Source organism: Priestia sp. SIMBA_032 (assembly GCF_046535215.1).
Classification (GTDB): Bacteria; Bacillota; Bacilli; order Bacillales; family Bacillaceae_H; genus Priestia; species Priestia aryabhattai.
In genome coordinates this window covers 1-22,687 of record NZ_JAWRXD010000036.1, presented here as the reverse complement: position 1 = coordinate 22,687, position 22,687 = coordinate 1, and the positions used below count along the sequence as shown (strand labels likewise).

The 22,687-nt window shown below is 35.9% G+C and carries 24 protein-coding genes and 3 pseudogenes; 13 read left to right on the top strand and 14 right to left on the bottom strand.

The window, feature by feature from the left end; translation table 11 throughout:
• Positions 1 to 407 precede the first annotated feature (407 nt).
• The 5 genes from SB717_RS31740 to SB717_RS31720 form a co-directional block, all read right to left on the bottom strand.
• The gene (locus tag SB717_RS31740; protein WP_410906660.1) at positions 408 to 941 is read right to left on the bottom strand and encodes a DinB family protein; all 534 of its coding nucleotides are present in this window, start codon (positions 939 to 941) and stop codon (positions 408 to 410) included.
• A 103-nt stretch (positions 942 to 1,044) separates the two neighbouring features.
• Entirely contained in the window at positions 1,045 to 1,674 is a 630-nt protein-coding gene (locus SB717_RS31735) for a DUF2306 domain-containing protein (RefSeq protein ID WP_410906658.1), read from the bottom strand.
• Positions 1,675 to 2,193: 519 nt separating this feature from the next.
• A complete protein-coding gene (locus SB717_RS31730) occupies positions 2,194 to 2,841 on the bottom strand; it encodes a DJ-1/PfpI family protein (RefSeq protein ID WP_410906656.1) in 648 nt (215 codons plus the stop codon).
• Positions 2,842 to 2,995: 154 nt separating this feature from the next.
• Positions 2,996 to 3,586, bottom strand: coding sequence for a TetR/AcrR family transcriptional regulator (locus tag SB717_RS31725; protein WP_410906654.1), 591 nt, complete (start codon positions 3,584 to 3,586; stop codon positions 2,996 to 2,998).
• 113 nt (positions 3,587 to 3,699) lie between these two features.
• On the bottom strand, positions 3,700 to 4,608 hold the full coding sequence (locus SB717_RS31720; protein WP_410906652.1) for a LysR family transcriptional regulator: 909 nt from the start codon (positions 4,606 to 4,608) through the stop codon (positions 3,700 to 3,702).
• A 190-nt stretch (positions 4,609 to 4,798) separates the two neighbouring features.
• Between SB717_RS31720 and SB717_RS31715 the strand changes: the two genes are divergently transcribed.
• From SB717_RS31715 to SB717_RS31700, 4 genes are all read left to right on the top strand, one after another.
• Entirely contained in the window at positions 4,799 to 5,902 is a 1,104-nt protein-coding gene (locus SB717_RS31715; RefSeq protein ID WP_410906650.1) for an alpha/beta hydrolase, read from the top strand.
• Between the two features lie 522 nt (positions 5,903 to 6,424).
• Entirely contained in the window at positions 6,425 to 6,940 is a 516-nt protein-coding gene (locus SB717_RS31710) for a cyclophilin-like fold protein (protein ID WP_410906648.1), read from the top strand.
• Between the two features lie 85 nt (positions 6,941 to 7,025).
• A complete protein-coding gene (locus SB717_RS31705) occupies positions 7,026 to 8,195 on the top strand; it encodes an MFS transporter (protein ID WP_410906646.1) in 1,170 nt (389 codons plus the stop codon).
• A 349-nt stretch (positions 8,196 to 8,544) separates the two neighbouring features.
• Positions 8,545 to 10,308, top strand: coding sequence for a Rieske (2Fe-2S) protein (locus SB717_RS31700; protein WP_410906644.1), 1,764 nt, complete (start codon positions 8,545 to 8,547; stop codon positions 10,306 to 10,308).
• A 167-nt stretch (positions 10,309 to 10,475) separates the two neighbouring features.
• Here SB717_RS31700 and SB717_RS31695 read toward each other — a convergent pair.
• The 7 genes and pseudogenes from SB717_RS31695 to SB717_RS31665 form a co-directional block, all read right to left on the bottom strand.
• Positions 10,476 to 10,577 (bottom strand): annotated as a pseudogene (locus SB717_RS31695) (cupin domain-containing protein); the annotation flags it as partial.
• Positions 10,578 to 10,615: 38 nt separating this feature from the next.
• Positions 10,616 to 10,723 carry a hypothetical protein gene (locus SB717_RS31690; RefSeq protein WP_410906669.1) on the bottom strand — a complete coding sequence of 36 codons (108 nt, stop codon included), beginning with the start codon at positions 10,721 to 10,723 and terminating at the stop codon, positions 10,616 to 10,618.
• 123 nt (positions 10,724 to 10,846) lie between these two features.
• Positions 10,847 to 11,056 (bottom strand): cold-shock protein, encoded by a 210-nt coding sequence (locus SB717_RS31685; protein ID WP_410906642.1) that lies wholly within the window; start codon positions 11,054 to 11,056, stop codon positions 10,847 to 10,849.
• Positions 11,057 to 11,613: 557 nt separating this feature from the next.
• Positions 11,614 to 12,462, bottom strand: coding sequence for an aldo/keto reductase (locus tag SB717_RS31680; protein WP_410906640.1), 849 nt, complete (start codon positions 12,460 to 12,462; stop codon positions 11,614 to 11,616).
• Between the two features lie 68 nt (positions 12,463 to 12,530).
• Positions 12,531 to 12,728 carry a Rossmann-fold NAD(P)-binding domain-containing protein gene (locus SB717_RS31675; RefSeq protein WP_410906667.1) on the bottom strand — a complete coding sequence of 66 codons (198 nt, stop codon included), beginning with the start codon at positions 12,726 to 12,728 and terminating at the stop codon, positions 12,531 to 12,533.
• Positions 12,729 to 13,222: 494 nt separating this feature from the next.
• Positions 13,223 to 14,065 carry an SDR family NAD(P)-dependent oxidoreductase gene (locus tag SB717_RS31670; protein ID WP_410906638.1) on the bottom strand — a complete coding sequence of 281 codons (843 nt, stop codon included), beginning with the start codon at positions 14,063 to 14,065 and terminating at the stop codon, positions 13,223 to 13,225.
• 362 nt (positions 14,066 to 14,427) lie between these two features.
• Positions 14,428 to 14,820 (bottom strand): MerR family transcriptional regulator, encoded by a 393-nt coding sequence (locus SB717_RS31665; protein WP_261590111.1) that lies wholly within the window; start codon positions 14,818 to 14,820, stop codon positions 14,428 to 14,430.
• Between the two features lie 219 nt (positions 14,821 to 15,039).
• Between SB717_RS31665 and SB717_RS31660 the strand changes: the two are divergent.
• Both SB717_RS31660 and SB717_RS31655 read left to right on the top strand, forming a co-directional pair.
• A pseudogene (locus tag SB717_RS31660) lies at positions 15,040 to 15,415 on the top strand (LysR family transcriptional regulator); the annotation flags it as partial.
• 3 nt (positions 15,416 to 15,418) lie between these two features.
• Positions 15,419 to 15,751 (top strand): NAD(P)H-binding protein, encoded by a 333-nt coding sequence (locus SB717_RS31655; protein WP_410906666.1) that lies wholly within the window; start codon positions 15,419 to 15,421, stop codon positions 15,749 to 15,751.
• 206 nt (positions 15,752 to 15,957) lie between these two features.
• Here SB717_RS31655 and SB717_RS31650 read toward each other — a convergent pair whose 3' ends face one another.
• Together SB717_RS31650 and SB717_RS31645 are read right to left on the bottom strand one after the other, a co-directional pair.
• The gene (locus SB717_RS31650) at positions 15,958 to 16,353 is read right to left on the bottom strand and encodes a cupin domain-containing protein (protein ID WP_410906636.1); all 396 of its coding nucleotides are present in this window, start codon (positions 16,351 to 16,353) and stop codon (positions 15,958 to 15,960) included.
• Positions 16,354 to 16,372: 19 nt separating this feature from the next.
• Positions 16,373 to 16,693 (bottom strand): carboxymuconolactone decarboxylase family protein, encoded by a 321-nt coding sequence (locus SB717_RS31645; RefSeq protein WP_410906634.1) that lies wholly within the window; start codon positions 16,691 to 16,693, stop codon positions 16,373 to 16,375.
• 179 nt (positions 16,694 to 16,872) lie between these two features.
• Here SB717_RS31645 and SB717_RS31640 point away from each other — a divergent pair.
• From SB717_RS31640 to SB717_RS31610, 7 genes and pseudogenes are all read left to right on the top strand, one after another.
• A pseudogene (locus SB717_RS31640) lies at positions 16,873 to 17,274 on the top strand (MerR family transcriptional regulator).
• Positions 17,275 to 17,314: 40 nt separating this feature from the next.
• Positions 17,315 to 18,532 (top strand): MFS transporter, encoded by a 1,218-nt coding sequence (locus SB717_RS31635; RefSeq protein ID WP_410906664.1) that lies wholly within the window; start codon positions 17,315 to 17,317, stop codon positions 18,530 to 18,532.
• A gap of 75 nt (positions 18,533 to 18,607) precedes the next feature.
• A complete protein-coding gene (locus SB717_RS31630; RefSeq protein WP_410906632.1) occupies positions 18,608 to 19,357 on the top strand; it encodes an SDR family oxidoreductase in 750 nt (249 codons plus the stop codon).
• 173 nt (positions 19,358 to 19,530) lie between these two features.
• Positions 19,531 to 19,935, top strand: a complete 405-nt coding sequence (locus SB717_RS31625; RefSeq protein WP_410906662.1) for a MerR family transcriptional regulator — start codon at positions 19,531 to 19,533, stop codon at positions 19,933 to 19,935.
• Positions 19,936 to 20,063: 128 nt separating this feature from the next.
• A complete protein-coding gene (locus tag SB717_RS31620) occupies positions 20,064 to 20,819 on the top strand; it encodes an SDR family NAD(P)-dependent oxidoreductase (RefSeq protein ID WP_410906630.1) in 756 nt (251 codons plus the stop codon).
• 67 nt (positions 20,820 to 20,886) lie between these two features.
• Positions 20,887 to 21,243 carry a cyclophilin-like fold protein gene (locus SB717_RS31615; RefSeq protein WP_410906628.1) on the top strand — a complete coding sequence of 119 codons (357 nt, stop codon included), beginning with the start codon at positions 20,887 to 20,889 and terminating at the stop codon, positions 21,241 to 21,243.
• Between the two features lie 1,087 nt (positions 21,244 to 22,330).
• Positions 22,331 to 22,459 (top strand): hypothetical protein, encoded by a 129-nt coding sequence (locus tag SB717_RS31610; protein WP_410906626.1) that lies wholly within the window; start codon positions 22,331 to 22,333, stop codon positions 22,457 to 22,459.
• Positions 22,460 to 22,687: the final 228 nt, after the last annotated feature.

Sequence of the window (22,687 nt, the reverse complement as noted above, 5' to 3'; positions counted from 1 at the left end):
ACCATATCCTGCTCGTACAACTATAGGCGTAGCATCCCTACCTCTAGGTGCACAGATTGAAATAGAAATGATAGCTAAAAGATCATAAAAATAACGAAGCAGCATCCCTTGATAAAACAAGGAACGCTGCTTCGTATTAATTGTTTTTCTACAAACTAGGCAATAATTAAAGTAATTATAACGAAAATATGTTGATTATTACTTCTCTTGTTTATATAGTTTATATATAAGATGTTTTTTATAAGTTATAGAAATATTAGATATTTGACTATTATTGTTTTTTTACCATTTGATTTGTGCCTTCTAAAACTATAGGCTATTTATTTATAACAAATAAAAGAAGCTACCTCAAAATTAGAGATGAGGTAGCTTTGTACTATATGGGGCAGCGTCAGGAAAATGCAGATTTACATTAGTAAATATCTTTCCTTGATAATTGCTTGATGGTGTAGCTCATGACCCGCAATTATGTACGCCAGTGCACGTACAGTAGTTGGATGATTTAAAACTGTTCCCGTACGTATCCATGCATTGTCGGAAAGACCAGCGATCAATGAAGAGGTGCATTGTCGTACAATTGAAAAATCTGAAAGTATATCTTGGAAATCAAGTCGGCTGAAATTTGCATTAGTCATATATGCATCTATATCAAATGGAGGAAATGAAAGAGTCTCTCCACGAGAAACTGCAAAAATGCGATAACTCAGTAAGCGTTCAGCATCTGCCATGTGACCGAGTGCTTCTTTCAAACTCCATTTTTTCGCTTCGTATTGGTACTCTGCTTGTTCACTAGATATATCTCTTAGTAAATTAATAGTTATTTCCTGTTGCTTCTTTAGAATATCAAGTAATCCTCCATCAGGCACAAGTGTTATGTACCTCTCAAAAAAGGGATGGTATTCGTTCATTTTCGGACGTTTAAGAATTGTAATCGCCTCCATATTGTTTATGTCTTCATATTAACTTCTCTTTGTAGCTAACCAGGAAGATTAAAAATCCAAAAAACAGAAAATGTAAACCACAAGGTTTCAAAAAGGATCGTAATTATTTAAAATCATATAAGTATTTTTTTCTAATCACAATTTCTGCTATTGATAAATTGAAAATCCCACAAATCCATACAGCAATCGTATAGGAAAGACCATAAGAAAAATCTAATCCATTATGTGTAATTGCGACACTAATATAAATAATCATATTAGAAAAGGATAGAAAGAAACTTCGGGTAATCCATTGACTATGCCGTAAGACATCCTTTCTTTTTATATACATATAACCGAATATTGTTGTTACAAGCCATAGTGTGTTTAAGATAAGGAACCCTATTGTACTTGACCAGCCACCTGTCGCAAAGAACGAAATGTATAATCCAGGAATAAAGTTTAACAAAATAGATAAAACATAGACTCGACCATTCCATCGATGAAATGTTAAGGATCTCAAACGTAATCGTTTAATTATTCCAAGAGGTCCTGTAAGTAACGCAATTATTGCAAGAATAATATGAACTCTTATCATCGATACCCATAGCATTTGATTAGAAAGAAGTTCATCTTTTTTTGATAGGAATCCTTGAAAACTTGGATCAACTACAAAGTTCTTTGATAGTGTATGCATTACCCACATTACTGAAATAATGGATAAAATCGTAATTAGGATTTTGCGCTGCTTCATATACCTATCCTCCTCAGTCTTATAAAAGTATAGAAGGATGAGTCATTATAACGAGTGCAAAGAGTATGCAAAAGAATAATGTCCAACTAAACACACTTAAAACTTTAAAATTCTTCTGCAAAAGATCCTCTGGTTTTTCTGAATCCTTTATTTGTCTAAGTCTTTTTTTAATCATGCCCATAAAAGCACTAATAAGCAGTAAAGTGATGCCGGATACTACTACCCAAATTATTGAGGGAAAAGCAGAATATATGACGATCATTAAGCCTCCAGATACTAATAGGAGAATGAGTGAATAGTGACCTGCGCGTGTATACGATTGGATAAAATTAATACGAAGTACCAGGTTGTCTCTTGGAATATTTAGCGTTTTTTTTATTTGCCAAGGTAATGTAAGGTAACTCCCAAGAAGTACGGCACTAATTACATGAACAAGTAATACTAGAGGATACATAAGCATATCCCTTTCTTTTTGTTTTAATAGAGAACAAATAATTAAAGGAAAAGAGCCTCTTTATTCTAATTCAAATAAGGTTCCTGACCTTTATTTGACCAAACTGTTCCTCTACGTTCAACCTCAAATACCTTCTCGATATAGTGAGCAATCTGTGGGCCTAGTTTTTGTTCAATTGTGTAAATGGCAATATCTATACCTGAAGTTACACCACCACTAGATACTAAGTCTCCATCATCTACTATACGAGCATGTACTGGCCTAGCCCCCATAGCCGGTAACGCATCCATTCCCATATGATGTGTAACAGCATGTCGGCCATTTAATAGTCCCATCATCCCTAAAAGGGTAGAACCACCGCATACTGTGGTTAAGGTAATAGTAGGGTTTTGCGCTGCTTTTTTTAACAAAGTTTTTAGCTTCGTTTCAGAAGCTTTCTTTAATTTAGTTACTATCGAATCGGGACCATCGCCATACATATCTCCAGCTCCACCCGGAACTAAAATAACACCTTCAGCGTTCGGATCAATTACTCCTGTGGCTTCAATTTCTACGTTATTAATGCCACTTTTGACTCGCCTTTTCCCTTCAGCCGTTACCAACTCTACTATTACATTTTCAGGTGAAAGAATTGCAGCAGCTGCAAAGAACTCAAAAGGAGCAATTGCATCCATTAAATCGAATCCATCAAATAAAACAACCTGAAATTTCATATTATAAACACATCCTATTTTTTATTATCGAACCAAACCAAACCGAACCGTCCGGTCCGATAATCGTATTATATAGTATTTTGTTTGTTTGTACATAATGAAATTGTGAATTATGTATGAAAAAACCCCCAATAACTTAGGAAGTGGGGGCCATTCAAGAAGAATAGTGATTCAATAAGGCCTTAATTTGTTCAATGCCATAAAAAATATGGTCATTATTAAATGATAAACGACTTGCCATTATAGCGCCTTCCATAGAAGACAGTAGAAATGAAGCCAGAGAAAGAGAGTTTATATCTTTACGGAATTCGTTATTACGCATTCCATCCTCAATAATTGATTGCAAAAACTGAAGTATTTGGTTGTAACCTTCGGAAGCAACTTTTTGAAGATCTGGGTAGGTATTATCAGCTTCAACCGCAGTATTTAATAATGGGCAACCACCTTCAATAGGAGGATTATTGACAGCGTCTTGGTAAATGTGTGCTATCGCTATTATTTTATCAGTAGCCGTACTCGCTTGTTCACTCGCTTGAACAATATGGTTCCAAATAATTTCTCCTGCTTTTTCAAATGTAGCAAGAGCGATTGCCTCTTTGTTAGTAAATCTACGGTAAATCGCCCCTTTTGGTAAAGAAGATGCTTCCATAATATCCTGAATGGAAGTGTGGCTAAATCCTTTTGTGTTAAAAAGGCGTAAAGCAGTCATTATAATTTGATCGCGTACTTCATCATTCTTGCCCATTTTGTTGTTTCCTCCAAGTTCCTCTTTATAACGCTTAATATTATAACTCAAAAAATTTAAAAACTAAACTAACGAATAGTTCTCCTTTTTGTATAAACTTTTATTATATTTCCCTATAAGTCTGATGAAATATTCGAAAACTCCGCCTGCATTTCTTTTAAAAAAACATCAGCAGCAGTGGAAAAAAACTGATGCTTTTTCCAAACAATATTTAAGCCTGATTCCAGTCTTGGCTTTAACGGTCTGAAACAAAGCTTACTACTATTAGATGTATTTACTATCTTATCAAGTGTTATTGCATACCCAATGCCTTCTTCAACCATAATAGCAGCATTATATGCAAGATTGTATGTAGTGACGATATTTAATTTATGAAAGTCTTCGCCAAACCAATCCGCAAATTCATTTTTTGAAAATGTCTGTTTCATTGCCTGTCGTGAACAGATTAGTGGAACTTTTAATAAATCCTCAGCTTGAATGCTTTCTTTGACGGCAAGATGACTGTCTCTTCTCATAACAACGCCCCAAACATCTTTAGCAGGGATATTAAGATAATTGTATTTTGAAATATCAGCTGGTTGAATTAAAATACCAAAGTCAAGCAGCCCCTTGTCAAGCCGTTCTGTTATATCTTCTTCGTTTCCACTGTAGAGGTGATATCGTATATTGGGATAACGTAACTGTACATCTTTTGCTACCCGCGCAATCTGTTTCATGGCTTCTGTTTCTCCACCACCTATATAGACATCACCACTAATTGTTTCTTCCATGGAAGTAAATTCTGCCTCTAATTTACCGACCATATTAACAATTTCTTCTGCTCTCTTTCGCAGTAACATTCCTTCATCCGTAAGAATGATACTGTGACTACTGCGAATAAATAGTTTTTTTCCTAACTCTTGTTCAAGGTCTTTTAATTGTCTCGACAAGGTTGGCTGTGTAACGTGTAAAAAATCAGCAGCCTTCGTGATGTTTCCTTCTCTTGCAACCGTAAGAAAATACCGCAAAACTCGAAATTCCATATTCCCCGCCTCCTTTAACATGTTTTAGTTTATACGTTTTAGAAATGCTTATCAAGCATATCGAGATATAAGATATAAGTATTTTTTATATAAAAAAGGAACAGTTAGAATAAATAATAAAGGAGTTTATTTGATGGCTTATGCCACAGAAGAAAATCCTTTAATTATCCGAATTTGAAAGGAGCTTAAAATGAAAAAAAGTTCTATGATTACACGTGTATTCAAAGTGATAGCCCTATGCTTGCTTGTATCCGCGACCATTGTTTCATCAAAGACCGACGTTAGCGCTGCATCAAAGACCGATGCTGTATACAAACCAGACATGTCCAATGGAGCAGACAATTTTTACAAAAGCAAGAAGGTAACCAAGAAGAAGGTTTCGTTTGAAAATCAATACAACATGAAAGTTGCAGGGAATCTTTTTATTCCAAAAGGTCTTCATAAAAAAGCTAAAAAACCTGCAATCATTGTCGGGCATCCTATGGGTGCAGTGAAAGAACAAAGTGCAAATTTGTATGCACAAAAGATGGCTGAAAAAGGATTCGTTACGTTGTCATTAGATTTATCCTTCTGGGGAGAAAGTGAAGGCCAGCCTCGCAACGCTGTCTCATCAGATATCTATGCAGAGGATTTCAGTGCTGCAGTGGATTTCCTAGGTACCCGGAAATTTGTCGATAGAGATAGAATTGGTGTTCTCGGTATTTGTGGCAGTGGGAGCTTTGCCATTAGCGCAGCCAAGCTCGACCCGCGCATGAAAGCCATTGCGACAGTCAGCATGTACGACATGGGGGCTGCTAACCGTAACGGGCTTAAACACTCTCAGACTGTCGAGCAGAGAAAGAAGATTCTTGAAGAGGCAGCAGAGCAACGCTATGTGGAATTTAAAGGCGGTAAAACCAAATACACCAGTGGGACGGTACATGAACTAAATGAAAACTCTACGGACGTTGAGCGTGAGTTTTATGACTTTTACCGTACTCCAAGAGGTGAATACACGCCTAAAGGTTCGTCACCGGAAGTTACAACACATCCGACGCTTACAAGTAACGTCAAATTCATGAATTTTTACCCATTCGAAGACATAGAGACGATTTCTCCTCGTCCAATGCTGTTCATCGCGGGTGAAAACGCTCATTCTAGAGAGTTCAGTGAAGACGCCTACAAGCTAGCAGGCCAACCGAAGGAGCTCTATATTGTTCCAGGCGCAGGTCATGTGGACTTGTACGATCGGGTGAATTTAATTCCTTTTGACAAGCTTGAGTCCTTCTTCAAAGAAAATCTGAAGAAAAAATAAGACTTGTATTGGAAGAGCTTAGAGAACTTTGCAAGCCAAAGTGAAACCCACTGTGTGAATCCCTGCTTATTTTGTAAGGATTCACACTTTTTTGTCTGAATAGAATTCGTAACTTTAAAAGGAAAGGATATCAAATGAATTTTCTGATTGTATTTTCAGACATTATTTTAATAAGAGTCCTTTTAATGGCTTCTTGGCTTTTGGATATTCTTCTATCTATTTTCGATATTTTAAGGTTACCCAACTTCCCTAAAGATAATTAACAATTTTAATTGGTTTGTTTAATAATGAACGAATTTCATTTAACCATTGTATACATCATGTATCTATTTAGGAATAATAGACTAACGTTAATTAATCAATCGAGATGGTTTTCTTTTAAGTGAACCCATTGATGATTTCAATTTAAAAAATAGTGAAGTAACTCTATCAGGTCAGACAACTTATTTCACAAATGTATGGATAGCATCCTCAATTCTTCATTCTATTTATAAAATGCCCAAATAGAAGGAGGCTAACAAGATGAAAAAACTGTTATGTCTGTCTCTTATTTTAGTAATGAGCTTTGCCCTCGCTGCTTGCAGTAATAATGACAATAATTTATCTGAAACCGACAAAGGTCATAGTGCAAGTGATAATTCAAACCGTGCACAAGAAGAACCAACAGAAGATAGTATTTCAAATATAAGAATAAAATTAACGTTTAACAAAGAGGAAGTATTTATTAGGATGTATGATAATCCAACAAGTAGGGGTTTTTTAGAAAGACTCCCACTAACATTAACATTTGAAGATTATGCAGGAACGGAAAAAATTAGTTATCCATCAAATAAATTATCTACTGAAGAGGCACCATTAGGAATTGACCCTACAGTTGGAGACTTCACTTATTATGCTCCATGGGGGAATTTAGCCATATATTATAAGGATTTTGGATATTCAAAAGGGCTTATTAAACTAGGAAAAATCGAATCGGGAGTAGAGAAATTGCAAGATATCAACAGTGATTTTACAGTTACAATTGAACAAGTTGACTAATTGATCAAGGTAAGATAGCTCCTTAAATAACTTGCCTTTATGCAACAAGAAAATGACACTTTTCAGAAAGAAGGAAATCTATTTTATGTCTAAACAAAATAAGTTACTTATATTTATATTAACCGTAGGAGCTTTCGGTATTATAAATACTGAAATGGGAGTTATAGGGATATTACCCTACATTGCTGATCACTTTCATATCAGTGTATCGAAGGCCGGGTGGCTGGTGAGTCTCTTTGCACTTACTGTGTCAATATCCGGTCCAACTATGCCGTTATTATTTTCGGGAGTCAATCGTAAGAAGGCAATGTTACTTGTACTTGGTATTTTCGTTCTAGGTAACATTGTCTCTATATTTACATCTAACTTTGCCATTGCCATAATTGCGCGTGTGATTCCAGCCATCTTTCATCCAATCTATTTTTCAGCAGCTTTTACAATGGCTGCTAACTCCGTTCGTGAGGAAGATGCTCCAAAAGCTGTTTCAAAAGTCTTTATTGGAGTATCTGCGGGTATGGTACTTGGTGTACCAATCGCAAGTTTTCTTGCTAGTACAATCTCGTTTCAAATATCTATGTCATTCTTTGCCATCGTAAACGCTCTAGTATTTATTGCTACATTAGCATTTTTCCCTTCTATGCCTGTTAAAGAAAGACTTTCTTACGGAGCACAGTTAAGCGTATTAAAAAAACCCATTACTTGGCTTTCCATTATTGCTGTCCTTTTACTGAATTCAGCAGTATTTGGGGTGTACAGCTATCTTGCTGAGTATCTTAAAACCGTTACAAATATCTCTGGGAAATTAATTAGTTTCATGTTGGTCCTATTCGGTGTGGCAAATATTATAGGAAACATTATGGCAGGGAAGTTACTTACGAAAAATGCCATCAAAACTGTAGTAGTTTTTCCTTTTGCATTGGGAGTCGTTTACATCATTTTATTCTTTACAGGACAGTTTACTGTACCTATGGCTATTATGACTTTAGTTTGGGGAATCTTTGCTGGTATAGGAACGAATATTAATCAATATTGGATTTCGTCTGCAGCTCCAGAAGCTCCTGATTTCGCGAATGGATTATTTTTATCATCTGTTAACTTAGGAACAACAATTGGTACAGCTGTAGGTGGATTATTTATATCAGAAATGGGTACGCAGTACGTCATACTAGTAGGAGTATTATCGTTAATATTAAGTGTAGTATTTATTTTACTAAGGAATTACATGGATAGTCCCACAAAGCAACTTGCCAGATAAGGAAGGCACAAAACAGTGTATGATCATTTTTTGATTATACACTGTTTTGCCATTAGCAAGCTTCTAATTTCACATTATTGTTTTTACAGCTATGTCTTGACCCAAGAAAGATGAATGAACATATCGAACTTGGGCGTTAGTACTGAATTTAGGGAAACGATTACGGATTTAGAAGTTGTCTAAACCCTCCAAATAAGATGTTTCAACAACCTTAGACTTTTGAATGAGAAAACTTCCAACTTATGAAGGGTTACGCTTTTTTATAGTTAATATAAAGTAGTAGATGATATTCATCATAGAAATTAAGAGCTGTGTTGGAAGAATGAACTTTTAAAGGAGAGTGTATTCATTGGCAGAGGCAATTCATGTTGGTCAACTTAAAACGTTAAAGAATGATGGTGCAAAAGTTGTCAAGGGGGGGAAACACGGTATAGCTGTATTTCTACATGAAGGTAAATTACATGCTGTCGATAACCGTTGTCCTCATATGGGTTTTCCTTTACATATGGGTAGCTTATGTGATGGAATTCTGACTTGTCACTGGCACCATGCTCGCTTTGATGTAAAGAGTGGTGGTACGCTCGATCCCTGGGCGGATGACGTGCCTACGTATCCTGTAGAGGTAAAAGACGGAGAAGTTTGGGTGAAGCCTACACCACACCATAAAATAACCGTTGAAAAATTACAGAATCGACTTCGAGAAGGTCTAGAACAAAACTTAAGCTTAGTCATCGCTAAAGCAGTTGTCGGTCTAGTAGAGGCGGGTATCTCCTGTAGCGAAATTGCAAAGGTTGGAGTGGAGTTCGGAACAAAACACCGACAAAGTGGCTGGCGTTCTGGTCTGACGATCTTAACAGCAATGACGAATATATTAACTAAACTGGACAAAACAGGTCAGATCCTGGCTTTGTATCAAGGTCTGGTACATGTAGCTCGTGAAAGCTCTGGTATGGGAACTCGCTTTTTACTAGGAGCACTGCCAGTGACCAATGAGATGGAAAGCCAATCTGTTGAACAGCTTGCAAAGTGGTACCGGCATTGTGTAGAGGTTCGTGATACACAAGGCGCTGAACGTGTTTTGTTGACAGCGATGGAATTAGGTAGCACAGATGTACAATTAGCAGACATGATGATGGCAGCAGTAACTGATCACTTTTATATCAATACGGGACATACACTAGACTTTCATAACAAGGCGTTTGAGATTGTGGAACACATCGGAGAAGAATATCGTCCCTATGTATTGACTTCATTGTTGCCTGGTATTTCAAACGTGTCTCGGAGCGAGGAATCCCATAGCTGGCAATCTCCAGTCAACCTTGTCAAACCATTAAACGAAGCTTTTGAAAAACTAGAAGACACCCTCAAAGCTGAAAAGTCAATAGAAACACCCGATTTTGATGAAAGTGCATTAGTTGAACAGCTCTTATCTGACCAACCGATTGACACGATTCAGATGATGATGCAAGCTCTTGAGTCTGGTGTCACACCTGTTCGGTTAGCACAATTGGTTTCATTATCTGCAGCTGAAAGAATTGCACGCTTCCATACACAAAATGATTTTAATGATTGGATTACCGTACTTCATACATTCACTCATGCACATGCGGTACACCAAAGCTTACGACGTTCCACAACTGTAGAATTGACACGTGCTCTATTCCATGGTGCAATGAGTGTTTATCTTGATCGTTTCCTAAACATGCCTGCAGCTAGAAAGCCACAACCCTCTGAAGCTGTAAAAACACTTCAGGATCCTTCAGAATTATTGGAAATTATGAATAAACAGCAGCAAGTGACAGAAGCTGCTCGTTGGGTAATGACGTATTTAGCAGGAGGCGGAGAAAAAGCTACCCTCTTCAATATACTCGGTCATTCCTTACTTCGAGAGGACGCTGAATTTCATTCTTTCCAAATGTATGAGGCAGGTGTTGTTGAGCATGATTATTGGGCTGGAGAAGAATCGTCATTATCAGAACGAGCACAGGAAACAATGATTCTCGCAATGACACGATATCTTGCAGGTCATGCTCCAACCGCAAGAGAAATGCCGCATACAGTTCGGATTGCGATGAGACTCCATGAAGGAAAAAAGCTTTTTGAAGAAGAATGAGGTTTTTTCTATATGTTGTTTAAATATTAAAGGGTGGGATTTTTAAGCGAAAGATCAAAATAATAGTTTATGCTGAAATAAACTCCAGACCATTATTAAATTTTAGCACTCTAACTATCATATAAAATAAATAAAGCATTGAGTTAATTGACTCGATGCTTTATTTATTATAATTTATTAAACCATTCATCATTGACAGGTTCTAACCACTCTGTTTCTCCCGGTGTAATGGCTAAGTGTACAAACCAACTATCTTTTGTTGCGCCATGCTAATTAGTTTAACAAGGATCCAAAAATGATAAAAGTTTTATATGTTTGCTCCATTTGTAGAAATTACATCTTTATACCAATAGAAAGATTTTTTCTTTATACAATCAAGAGAACCGTTTCCGTTATCATCTAAATCAACATAAATAAAACCAAATCAAGGGATAAAAATCGTTAATTTCAAGGAAGGTATGGTATTGATAACATGGCAAAAGTGAATAGATAAAAGAAAAAGCCACCTACGATCAGCACATGACTTTAAAACCTGTATTTAAAGAAGAACTACATATTCTGCCTGGGGACCCTTTGGACCCTTATATTCAATATAAGAGACTTTTTGTCCTATTTTTAATAGACTAGGATTAAAGTTACGAATAGAACTAAAATGGACAAATATATCTTTTCCATTACTATCCGAAGAAATAAACCCAATGCCTTTTTCATAATCAAAAAAACTTATGCTACCTATTTTACTTTCCAATACAATAACTCTCCCACCAGTTTATTTTTACGATGATATATAATATTTTTTTACAGTACAAAAATTTATTTGTTTATTTAAATAAACCCAAATTCACCTTACCTATAATTACATCAGATTACACAACAAAACCGAACACCAGTAAAGGCGGTCGGTTTTGTTGTGTAACAATTACATCTGCAGGACTGTCGAACGAACATGAATAAAAATGTGGTACAGAAAATTGAAACTGCTAATCGCTATGCACACCTATAAGTTATCACAGGATATAAAGGATAGCTAAGACTTTGACAGAACTTCTGACAGACTTTCTAAGCAATACAAAAAGCAAGCATTTCACTTGGAATTTTCTTTATTATCCATTCCCCATGAACTGTTTTTTCTTCTTTCTAAAGTTAAACAGTGTACCTTTTATATAACCTAAAACAGTGATGAGTAAAAGATAAATTCCTCTTCGTATTAAGGGTTAAATCATTCTCTCTCGACGTCATACCAGCATATGATAAAACGTACTAAAAGGAGGAAGAAAAGCGCCTGCTGCTATCATCTGTGTTTAATTACCACAAAGCTAATGGCTCACTAACTCTTGGTTCTGGGTAGAGAGAATCTATTTTTACTAGATCCTCTTCTGTGAGCTGGATGTTTGCAGATTTCACATTACTTATAACGTGTTTAGGATTACTAGATTGTGGAATAGCAATAGTTTGTCCATTACGAATACACCACGCCAATAAAATTTGGAAAATATCTGCGTTATACTTCTTCGAAATATCCAGTAATACCTTTTGTTTTGTTAGATTAGAACCTAAGCGATCTCCTCTTGCTACAGGAGCATATGCCATTAAAGGCATGTTATGTTCTTTCATCATAGGAACTAAATCGAAATCTATTCCTCGATCTCCTAAGTTATAACGTACTTGATTCGTGACACAGTGATGACCGTTGGGCTGTTTTAATAATTTCGTCATATTAGTTACATCAAAATTTGAAACTCCCCAGGCTTTGATTTTCCCTTGTATTTTAGCTTTTTCCATTGCTTCTATTGTTTCTTCAATTGGAATACGACCTTGCCAATGAAGTAAATAAAGATCTAAATAATCTGTTTTCAACCGTTTTAAGGAGCTATCTAAACTTATAGGTAATTGCTTTTTTGAAGCGTTATTAGGAAGAACTTTTGAGACTAGGTATAGTTTTTCTCGTTCAAAAGGTTTAATGGCGTCACCTACTAAACTCTCAGAATTCCCATCACCGTACATTTCTGCTGTATCAATGACTTGTATACCTGCTTCTAATCCCGATCTCACAGCATTTAATTCCTGCGTATACTTTTCCTTGTCATCTCCTATACTCCAAGTACCTAAACCGATTGGAAAAACTTCTCTTTCAGCTATTTTCACTTTTTTCATTTCTATCGACTCCTTCAAAGTTCAATTGTTATAGAATAAATACTCGATTTCCTTGATAGATAAATATTTTAAAGGGTGCTTAGTGCCTCTTCAATTGGTGTTACTCCACCAACCAGATCAAGGGATTTGCCGATTGTTTGATCATTCTCAAGCGAAGCAATAATTGCTGAAGCAACATCTTCACGAGAAATTTGCTTATGTTCAAGGTCATCCGCCACTTTTGCCTTACCAGTCCCCGGATTATTAGTCAGACTTCCTGGAAGGATAATCGTATAATCAAGACCACTGCTCTCTAACCAAGCATTTGCATAGTACTTGCTGTACTATAGACCGGTGAACTGTCTATCCATTCCAAATGATTGTTGGCATGCCATCTGTGAACACCAATTCCACTAAAAATGATCCCTATTACAATTAGGTGAAATATCACCGTTTTCATTGCATTTTAAGAAAGTAACTTTTCAGCCAACAGATTTCCTAGGAAACTAGCTGAACCATATACAAATAACACTACCCTTAATATTTTTCCGGATAAATGAGTAACTTTTTCTATTCTGAAGGACGAATTAAGTACTTATTTCTTATAGAAAACCAGCTAATATTTTGATAAATTAGCTGGTTTTCTATAAGAAAGTAATCAAAATCTATGAAACTTTTATAAACGACTTCTTGGAACACTCAAGTATTGATATAGAATAGACTATTTTGCAACTTATCTCAAAAAACCACTTCAAACTTTAGGCTAAAAAACCTTGCGTGTTTATTCTTCTTCGTAAGCCATTGACATTGAAAGGTTGCGGTAAGCGTCAATTTGCCCTCGAAGTTGAGCAATTTTCTGCTCAGCAAGATCAACAGCGTCTTCACCAGCTAGGAATCGGTGCGGTGGTTGTTCTTCATTTGCAATTTTAATTAGCGCCTGACCAAGCTTTGTGGGGTCACCTTCTTGCTTGCCATTCTTAGAAACAAAAAACTCTTGGAATTCTTCTCTGCGTCCTGTATAGGCCTCGATGGACGGAGTTGCGTAGTTTGTTGATTCTTTGGTGAGGAGTTCTGTACGGAAAAAACCAGCGTTGACAATGGTCGTATGGATACCAAATGGATCAATCTCAGCTTGCAATGACTCCATCCAGCCTTCAAGGGCGAACTTCGATGCGGCATAGGCGGTATTAAATTCGAACCCGACAAGCCCTGCCCCTGACGAGATTGAAAAAATGTGCCCCGAACGCTGCTTCCGCATCACAGGAAGAACGGCACGGGTGACATTCATTGGACCGAAAAAGTTAGTGGTAAGTTGATTCTCAATTTGCTCAGGTCTAAATTCCTCAAAGTAGCCTCCGTAGAAAGAGCCCGCGTTATTAATCAGTACATCAATGCGTCCAAAATGGGCAACTGCTGCAGCCACAGCTGCCTCAGCGTCAGATAGGTTAGTAATATCCAGTTTTACAATCAGCAGATTTTCGTTCTCACCTAAGGCTTTGGATATCGCATCCGTATTACGGCCAGTTGCAACAACCTTGTTTCCGGCCTGTAGAGCTGCCTTTGCGAATTCTACACCCATTCCTCGTCCTGCACCAGTAATAAACCAAACTTTTTTATCAGACATACCTTTTCCCTCCTGTATTTCTAATTTTTATTTCTTATAGGATGAAGTATAAACTTTAAAGTTGGCTTTAACGAAAGGGAAAATATTTGAGATGCTTACACAGTTCTTGGAGTAACGGTGTAAGGTCGTATTTTACTTAGTGAATTTTTTCATTTTATCTCTTCCTTAAGTACTTTGACTAGAACTGGATGGCCTCTATCCTAAAAAGAGAGGTCATTCCAAAATGAAAAACAAGTGTACTAAAAATCTTGATACAGATAAGCTAAACGAAAGAGTTAATCCTAAAGTGCAAGATAAAATTTAGTGAAATTTGTGTACTGGTTAAAAGAAAAGACTTAGCAAATAGCAAGGTACGTTCTTAATCAAGTTTTAAGTGATAAATTTTCTTCCCGATACTGCTTTTCTAAGTTATCGTAGTACTGGATTTTGTCTTCAATTTTTCTAAAAGCTTTATCCAAGTCTCTTTGTTTCTCTATCATTTTCTCTTTATGCTTTTCAAATATCTGTTTGCGTAGGGAGAATGTATATTCGCCTTCTTGTGTTAACTCAACAACTTTACGTAATTCCGAAAGAGCGATATCTGTTTTTCGTGAACATATAATAAGCTCTAACCATTGCAAATCTGCCTTATCAAAAATTCGATCTCCATTCTCATCTCTTTTTACAAAAGGGAGAAGCCCCTCTTTTTCATAATATCGAATTGTATGTGTAGGTAACCCTACCTTTGCAGCAGCTTCTTTTATACGAAATTTCATTCTATTATATCCTCCCTCATTATTTTCGCCATGTTATTCTTTACTTCATTCACATGTAAATTCGGATAATGAAAGCATTCTTTTCTGTGTTATAAGCCACCATATTAGCTCCTTTATTGTTTATTCTAACTGTGCCTTTTATATACACCAAATACTTATATCTTATATCATGATATGCTTTATGAGTATTTCTAAAATGTATATACTAAAAGCGTTTATATGGAAGTTCGATTTTTGCGATATTTTCTTACGGTGGCAAGAGAAGGAAGTATTACAGGTGCTGCTAATTTTTTGCATCTTACACAGCCAACCTTGTCAAGACAATTAAAAGACCTTGAATAAGAGTTAGGAAAAAACTGTTCATTCGAAATAGCCACAGTATCAGCCTTACAGACGAAGGAATGTTACTCGAAAGGGAGCAGAAGCATTGAAAAATTCACAGTTAAATTATCCAACCATACGGTATTAACTCTATAGTGGAAATGAAGACGCTGTGACTAAACGGCTCGACAAAGGATTGATTGATTTTGGTATTTTAATTCAGCCAGCTAATTTATCAAAATACCACCATATCAATATTCCAGCCAAACAAGTTGGGATGAAACGTTTCGTCATTGTTAGTACAATTGATGTTCATCGTCGTGACAAATGGCTAGAGAGAGCAACGTACTATAGTGTAGCCAAACATTACGCGGATTTCTGGCTAGAGAAGGGTGGTCTTGATTATACAATTATCCGTTCAGGTGGACTAACTAACGACCCTGGAACTAAGAAGGTAAAAGTGGTGGTTGACCTGGAATATGGGCAAATTTCTCGCCAAGATGTTGCATCAGTCATTATCGCTGCACTAGAAAATACTCATACAATTGGTAAAGCCTTCGATATAGTTGGTGGAAAGACCTCAATCGAAGATGCATTAAAAACATTGTAAAATTCTATTTTCTACAAGAAAGTTGGGTACGTTTCCTTATACTAATACGGAAAGCGACGGCTGGTATTACTTGTTTACTGATGCTTTTTTCAACATCAAGGCTCTGTTCGTCAAAATACTAACTCCAAATCATTATGAAATTTGGGTATTCTTACTATTATATAAAATAAATAAAGCATCGAGTCAATTAACTCGATGCTTTATCTTTATAATTTATCGAACCATTCATCATCGACAGGTTCTAACCAATCTGTTTCTCCTGGTGTAATGGCTAAGTGTACAAACCAACTATCTTTTGTTGCGCCATGCCAATGTTTTACATGCGGCGGAATATTTACTACATCCCCAGTTTTGAGTAATTGAGCTTTTTTCCCTTCTTCTTGATACCAACCCTCACCACCTGTCACTAACAAAACTTGTCCCACTTGATGAGAGTGCCAGTTATTACGAGCTCCTGGAGCAAAGGTTACATTTCCGATTGGTGCATTCAGTGGTGTCTTATCCGTAAATACCATTTGTAAGTATGCGTCTCCGATAAAGTTTGCTTCAACTTTTTCTCCTAAAGGAAAAATCGTGCTATTGCTTAATTCTTCTTTTGCCATATTGGATCCCTACTTTCTTTTAATCGTTATAAATTTCTTTTGCAATGTTAAATGCTGACCAAGCTTTAGGCCACCCTGCATAGAACGAAAGATGAGTGATGATTTCAGAAATTTCATCTTTTGTTACTCCGTTTGCCTTCGCTTTCTGAAGGTGTGGAGTTAATTGTTCGAAATTCCCGCCAGCAATTAATGCAGAAACTGTAATCATACTGCGATCTCGTGGCGACAGTTCCTTCTCTCTAGACCAAACTTCACCAAATAAGACATCATCGTTAAGTTCAGCAAATTTTGGCGCGAATTCTCCTAACAAATCTCGTCCTGCTGTTTGTTTTTCTGCCATGTTTATCATTCCCTTCATCTCTTTTTTATTTCTTATATGATGTAGTATAAGACTTAAAGTTAACTTTAAGTCAAGGAATAAGAGTGAAAAATTTTTCTATAGCTTAAAAATATCCGTGTTGACTTCAAGTTAACTTTAAATGATAGATTCAATACATAAAAGATAGTGAGGTGAGGAAGATGAATATTACACAGGTGACAAGAAAACTTAATCTAACAGCATCAACGCCCAGATATTATGAACAGGTAGGCTTAATTCCTCCAGTAAGTCGAAGAGAAAGTGGTATCCGTACTTACAATGAGGAGGACATCAAATAGATTGAATTTATAAAGTGTATGAGAAATGCTGGATTAACGATAGAGGCATTAATTGAGTATACAATTTTATCTATTGAAGGAGATTGTACATTAAAAACTCACAAAAATATCCTAGTTGATGAAAGAAATCTACTGATAGCGAAAAGGACCGAGATTGATGAAAACATCCAAAAACTAGATGAAAAAATTAAAGATTATGATGGAAATTTACTTAAAAGGGAGACTGATCTCAAAAGAAGAACTAAAACAGAAACTATTCACTAGCAAAGCATCCCCATCTAACCATAGGAGTTGAATATTGTTTATGCACATGGAGAAATTAAGGCTGTATTCTTTACTGTCAGTTGCATTGTTAATCTCTTCTAGTCCAGCAATTGCTGCAAACATTCCAGCAATTGCGAAAGAATTTACGTATATAGATCCAACACATGTAGGGCTATTAACAACCATCCCTTCCCTGTTTGTAGTTCTCGGTGTTTTAATTGGAAATCGACTAGAACTATGGATTGGAAAGAAAAAAACAATATTAACTGGTCTAGGACTTGTTTTCCTTTCAGGAATTGTTCCTGCGTTAAAACATGATATCTTCTCTTTATTATTTTTTTCACGTTGTATCTTTGGTTTAGGGATAGGGTTATTCAACCGTTTAATCATTCAAATGATTAGTGATCTGTATCAAAATGATCCACGTAAACGAGCAAAAGTAATTGGAATGGAAAGTTCATTTGAAGGATTAGGTGGCATCTGTTTAACCTTTTTAGTAGGACAGTTGTTGAAGATTAACTGGCATACTTCATTTTTTGTTTATGCTCTAGCACTCCCTATTTTTTTAGCTTTCTTTTTCTTTATTCCAGATGATAAAAAGCAATTTGAAAATAAACATGCTACACAAAAAACAACGATATCAGATACTTCCCATGATAGAGGAATCTATCGCTTGGTAATTGGTTTTGGAATTTTACTATTTGTAATAGTAACTATTTTTATCAATTACAATATTGAGATTACTCCTCTAATTTTAGAAAAGAACATTGGTAATGCAACAAATGGTAGCAATATGATTGCTTTTATTGGTTTAGGAGCATTTATTGCTGGTTTTGTATTCGGAAAGGTTTTTCAATTTCTGAAAGATTATACAATGCCTATATCACTTCTACTACTGGGAGTTTTTATGTACGTGGCGACTATTTCAGAAAGTATATTACTAACTACATTGTGTTCCATGGTAATTGGCTTTTCGTTTCGGAGTATCATGCCCTATTTACTTCATACATTTACTCAGCAAACATCCCAAATAGCTAAATTAGGAACTACAATCGTACTGATTGCTTATAACATAGGGGCTACACTTTCCCCTTATGAAGGGCTAATTTTTTCGTACTTATTACATGTAGATAATGTTCAATCATTGATTTTCACAAACTCAATTTTCATTTTAATGATTTCTATTGTTGGTTTAGTCATTGTTTTTGTAAAGGGACAAAGAAATAAGGAGCAACGTATACAAGTTGGAAAACAATAAATTTATATCTATTGACTTAAAGTCAACTTTAAAGTGTAGATTATAACTGTAAGAATACTAAAGGAGGAAGTTACTATGACAAATGTAAAAGGAAAAGTTGTCGTTATTATGGGCGCATCAAGTGGCATTGGTGAAGCCACTACTAAAAAACTTGCTCAAGAAGGCGCAAAATTAGTGATTGCTGCTCGTCGCGAAGATCGTTTAAAAGCTCTTGTTGAAGCATTACCGAATGCAGAAATTTCATACGCTGTTGCGGATGTAACAAATAAAGAGGAAGTTCAAGCTGTTGTAAATCTAGCAGTTGAAAAACATGGTCGTGTAGATGTACTTTATAACAACGCTGGTATTATGCCAACTGCCCCACTTTCAGAAACACGCTTTGATGAATGGCGCCAGATGTTAGACATTAACATCATGGGGGTTTTAAATGGTATTGCTGCCGTTTTACCTATTATGAAAAAACAACAATCTGGTCATATTATTGCAACTGACTCAGTTGCGGGACATGTTGTCTATCCTGGTTCTGCTGTATATTGTGGGACTAAGTTTGCAGTTAGAGCGATCATGGAGGGCTTACGCCAGGAAGAAAGGGAAAATAATATTCGGTCAACTATTGTTTCACCAGGTGCTGTAACTACTGAACTTTATACAACAATTAATGATCCTGAAGGCCGAGAATCGGTAAAGAATCTTATGAGTAAGGGTGAAGAAGGCTTTTCTTTGAAATCAAGCGATATCGCAGATGCAGTAGCATATGCAATCAGCACGCCTGACACTGTGGCAGTAAGCGAAATCTTGATTCGCCCCACGAAACAAATTGTCTAATCGTTAATTGTTCTACGATTAGTTATTTAGAAAAGAGCCAAATAGAATTCTTCTATCACTATTACATGAAGGAGAACGCTATTTGGTTTTTTAATAGCCAAAATCATTCGCCTAAAGCTCACTTTAGGTGTATCTTATGGGTAGAATAACTAGATAAGAATGAGGTGGATACTATTACTTATTCGATTGGAGAATTTGCAGAAATCCTCGGTGTAACGCCGAGTACACTTAGGTACTATGAACAGGAAGGGTTACTTACCCCACGCCGAAATAAAAATAATTTACGTGAATTCACCGATTATGATATCGGCTGGGCTCAATTTTTACTCCATTTGAAAGGTTCAGGAATGTCAGTAACAGAGTTGAAAAAGTATACAAAATGGCGTTCAATGGGCGATGAAACGATTCCCGATAGATTGGATTTACTTGAAAAGCGTAAGCATCTCGTGGAACTAGAGATGCAAGCTTTGCAACAAAACTTGGATATTCTAAATCGTAAAATTGAATTCTATAACGATCAATTAGAGGGGAAAAAATATGAGTTCGTTCTTTATCCAAATGAAGAGGCGGATTTATAAAACAAGCGTATGAGGACGATAGAAGAATTTCTACAAAAGAAATTTTTTCTATCGTCTTCTTTTTATTTGACTTAAAGTCAACTTTAAATTGTAAGGTGTAGTTATAACAATAATAAGGAGGAATCATTATGACAACTATGAAAGATAAAGTAATAATTGTAACGGGAGCACAATCAGGCATTGGCCTTGCAACTGCGCAACTATTCGCTAAAGAAGGTGCAAGTGTAGCTTTAGTTGACATAAATGAACCAAAGCAAGAAGCTCAGGACTTAGTAGATGTAGGTTATAATGCAATATCTATTCGTTGTGATGTTTCAATAGAAAAAGATGTTGAAGTTATGGTCGAGAAAACTGTTGAAGCATTTGGAAAATTAGATTACGCGTACAATAATGCCGGTATTCAAAGTCCTGTGACTGATACTGCTGATCTAACTGAAGAAGAGTACGAGAATGTAATGAGTATTAATCTTCGAGGAATCTGGTTATGTATGAAATATGAGTTGCGTCAATTGAGAAAACAAGGTACAGAAGGAGCTATTGTTAATTGCTCTTCATTAGGAGGTTTAGTGGGTATTGCTGGTCGTTCTGCTTATCATGCTTCAAAGCATGGTGTTTTAGGTCTAACTAAAAGCAGTGCTTTAGAATATGCTTCTAAAGGGGTTCGTATTAATGCGGTTTGTCCAGGAATCATTGAAACGCCAATGGTTGAAAGTATGCTAACTACTGAAAGTGATGAAATGCAAGAATTGATGAAGCAAGTCCCAATTGGACGTCTAGCAAAACCGGAGGAGGTTGCTTCGGTAGTTCTCTGGCTATGTAGTCCTGCTTCAAGTTATGTAATCGGTCAAGGGATAGCAGTTGACGGTGGCTATACAGTCCACTAATTTTATTCCATTACTAAAAGCAACTTGAAAAAAACAATCAAAAAATCTAGAAGAAGGTGTTGAAGAAATGAAAATAAAATTAACTATTGGACAAGACGAATATATGGCCACAATGAATGACAGTAAAGCAGCAAAAGATTTTATTGCTCTACTTCCAATGACATTAACACTTAAAGATTACGCGGAAACGGAAAAGATAAGTGACCTTCCAAAACGGCTATCTATTGCTGGTTCTCCGGACGGTACCGCAGCTTCTATTGGCGATATCGCGTACTATGCTCCTTGGGGCAACTTAGCAATTTTCTATCAGGATTTTGGTCATGCATCAGGTCTCATCAAGTTAGGTAGTATTGATAGTGGTGGTAAAAATCTTGCTTCATATAAGCAACCTATAGAGGCGCGGGTGGACCTTATCGAAAAGTAGAATGATACTCATTGCAAGGACAAAGTAAAAAAGGAGCATTCTTGACGCACTTATTTTGCAATGTTACTTTCATTATTACGTCCATAGAGACTATTTCTATGAGGACTAGCATATGTATAAAAGGCGCATGAAGAATAAAACGTGACACGTTGAGAACCCCAGTGTGCAGGGGTTCTCTTTTTCCATGTGTACCGGAAAGAGTGATTATGTTAACTAAAATTGTATAGCGTATACAAAATGTTTTCTAGGGAGAAGGAACCATTTTAAATACATATTTCAATATAATTGAACTAATTCCAAAGGGTACTGAGCAACTTAAGGCAAGAATAAAGAACAAGCCAAATTCTGGAAAGACACTTATGCCATCACCTTAAGCAAGTATTAATAAAATGATTGCTGTACCTATTGCTCCAAAAACAATGTACAGTGATATTTCAATCAAATGTCTATACTTAGTTTTTAGGTTTCTTATTATGGTATCAATCATGATTGATGAAGGAATCCCAAATACTATAACAATTGGTAAGATATATATCATTCCAAATACTAAATCCCCTATAACACTATTAAAGGTTATTTGTTCATATTGAGGATCGAAGGACCTTGCTTCAAACATCAAGCTACCACATAAGGTTGCAACAAATGTTGATATAATTTTTTAAATCATATAAATTAATCTCCTGGTAAGTTTATTAATTTATATTAGCATTTTAAGTAAATAAACACTCTATTTTTATTTACTACCGATAAAGAACACTATGTTAACAAAAATTGAAAATAAAATATCGTCTATAAAGGTTAATTACTTTTTGTACATCCATAAAGGTTAATTTTATTGACTAAATAGACGTTTTGTTATTTGATTCCAGGTAGTATAAAAAGGTGTACCTTTTAGGACTATCTATATTGAACAATCTCGATCATAAATTAACTATACAAAGTTAAGGGGATTCTGATGCAAAAGTGTTGAAATGTTGTTACTGAGAAGCTACCAGAAAAAGTATCCTTTATTTCGCAGTTAAATGTCCATTTATTGCAATTCTGAGCGTTTCTCATAATACTGTTTTTAGTGAAGGAGTTGGGGGGATTGAAAAAAATCATCTACTGGATTATTTTTATTTTTTTGATTGTAGCTTATGTGACGGACATAGAAAACATTGACTTAAAGGATTTATTCTCTTCATCACAAGAAGGTACTACCTTCTATGATAAATAAAGGAACTCGCCAAAGTAGTAGCAGCTTTAAGCCTGTTGCTACATAAATGTTTCATAGCTAGAGAAAAATTTATATGGATGGTTTATATCTTAATTGAGCAAACTACCTAAGATGAATGAATCACCACCTTATAAGTAGTGATATGTAAAACAGAAAAAACCACTAGGATGGATTCTAGTGGTTTTACTGTTTAAAAATCGTTATATTCTTCTAAGTCGTCATCGTCTA

What these genes read in the sequence shown, in the direction of transcription:
- SB717_RS31720 (WP_410906652.1), bottom strand. Translation starts at nt 4,608, where the DNA reads ATGGAATTTCGAGTTTTGCGGTATTTTCTTACGGTTGCAAGAGAAGGA.
- SB717_RS31725 (WP_410906654.1), bottom strand. Translation starts at nt 3,586, where the DNA reads ATGGGCAAGAATGATGAAGTACGCGATCAAATTATAATGACTGCTTTA.
- SB717_RS31705 (WP_410906646.1), top strand. Translation starts at nt 7,026, where the DNA reads ATGTCTAAACAAAATAAGTTACTTATATTTATATTAACCGTAGGAGCT.
- SB717_RS31635 (WP_410906664.1), top strand. Translation starts at nt 17,315, where the DNA reads ATGCACATGGAGAAATTAAGGCTGTATTCTTTACTGTCAGTTGCATTG.
- SB717_RS31740 (WP_410906660.1), bottom strand. Translation starts at nt 941, where the DNA reads ATGGAGGCGATTACAATTCTTAAACGTCCGAAAATGAACGAATACCAT.
- SB717_RS31650 (WP_410906636.1), bottom strand. Translation starts at nt 16,353, where the DNA reads ATGGCAAAAGAAGAATTAAGCAATAGCACGATTTTTCCTTTAGGAGAA.
- SB717_RS31730 (WP_410906656.1), bottom strand. Translation starts at nt 2,841, where the DNA reads ATGAAATTTCAGGTTGTTTTATTTGATGGATTCGATTTAATGGATGCA.
- SB717_RS31620 (WP_410906630.1), top strand. Translation starts at nt 20,064, where the DNA reads ATGACAACTATGAAAGATAAAGTAATAATTGTAACGGGAGCACAATCA.
- SB717_RS31710 (WP_410906648.1), top strand. Translation starts at nt 6,425, where the DNA reads ATGAAAAAACTGTTATGTCTGTCTCTTATTTTAGTAATGAGCTTTGCC.
- SB717_RS31655 (WP_410906666.1), top strand. Translation starts at nt 15,419, where the DNA reads ATGAAACGTTTCGTCATTGTTAGTACAATTGATGTTCATCGTCGTGAC.
- SB717_RS31715 (WP_410906650.1), top strand. Translation starts at nt 4,799, where the DNA reads ATGAAAAAAAGTTCTATGATTACACGTGTATTCAAAGTGATAGCCCTA.
- SB717_RS31665 (WP_261590111.1), bottom strand. Translation starts at nt 14,820, where the DNA reads ATGAAATTTCGTATAAAAGAAGCTGCTGCAAAGGTAGGGTTACCTACA.
- SB717_RS31630 (WP_410906632.1), top strand. Translation starts at nt 18,608, where the DNA reads ATGACAAATGTAAAAGGAAAAGTTGTCGTTATTATGGGCGCATCAAGT.
- SB717_RS31670 (WP_410906638.1), bottom strand. Translation starts at nt 14,065, where the DNA reads ATGTCTGATAAAAAAGTTTGGTTTATTACTGGTGCAGGACGAGGAATG.
- SB717_RS31680 (WP_410906640.1), bottom strand. Translation starts at nt 12,462, where the DNA reads ATGAAAAAAGTGAAAATAGCTGAAAGAGAAGTTTTTCCAATCGGTTTA.
- SB717_RS31615 (WP_410906628.1), top strand. Translation starts at nt 20,887, where the DNA reads ATGAAAATAAAATTAACTATTGGACAAGACGAATATATGGCCACAATG.
- SB717_RS31645 (WP_410906634.1), bottom strand. Translation starts at nt 16,693, where the DNA reads ATGGCAGAAAAACAAACAGCAGGACGAGATTTGTTAGGAGAATTCGCG.
- SB717_RS31735 (WP_410906658.1), bottom strand. Translation starts at nt 1,674, where the DNA reads ATGAAGCAGCGCAAAATCCTAATTACGATTTTATCCATTATTTCAGTA.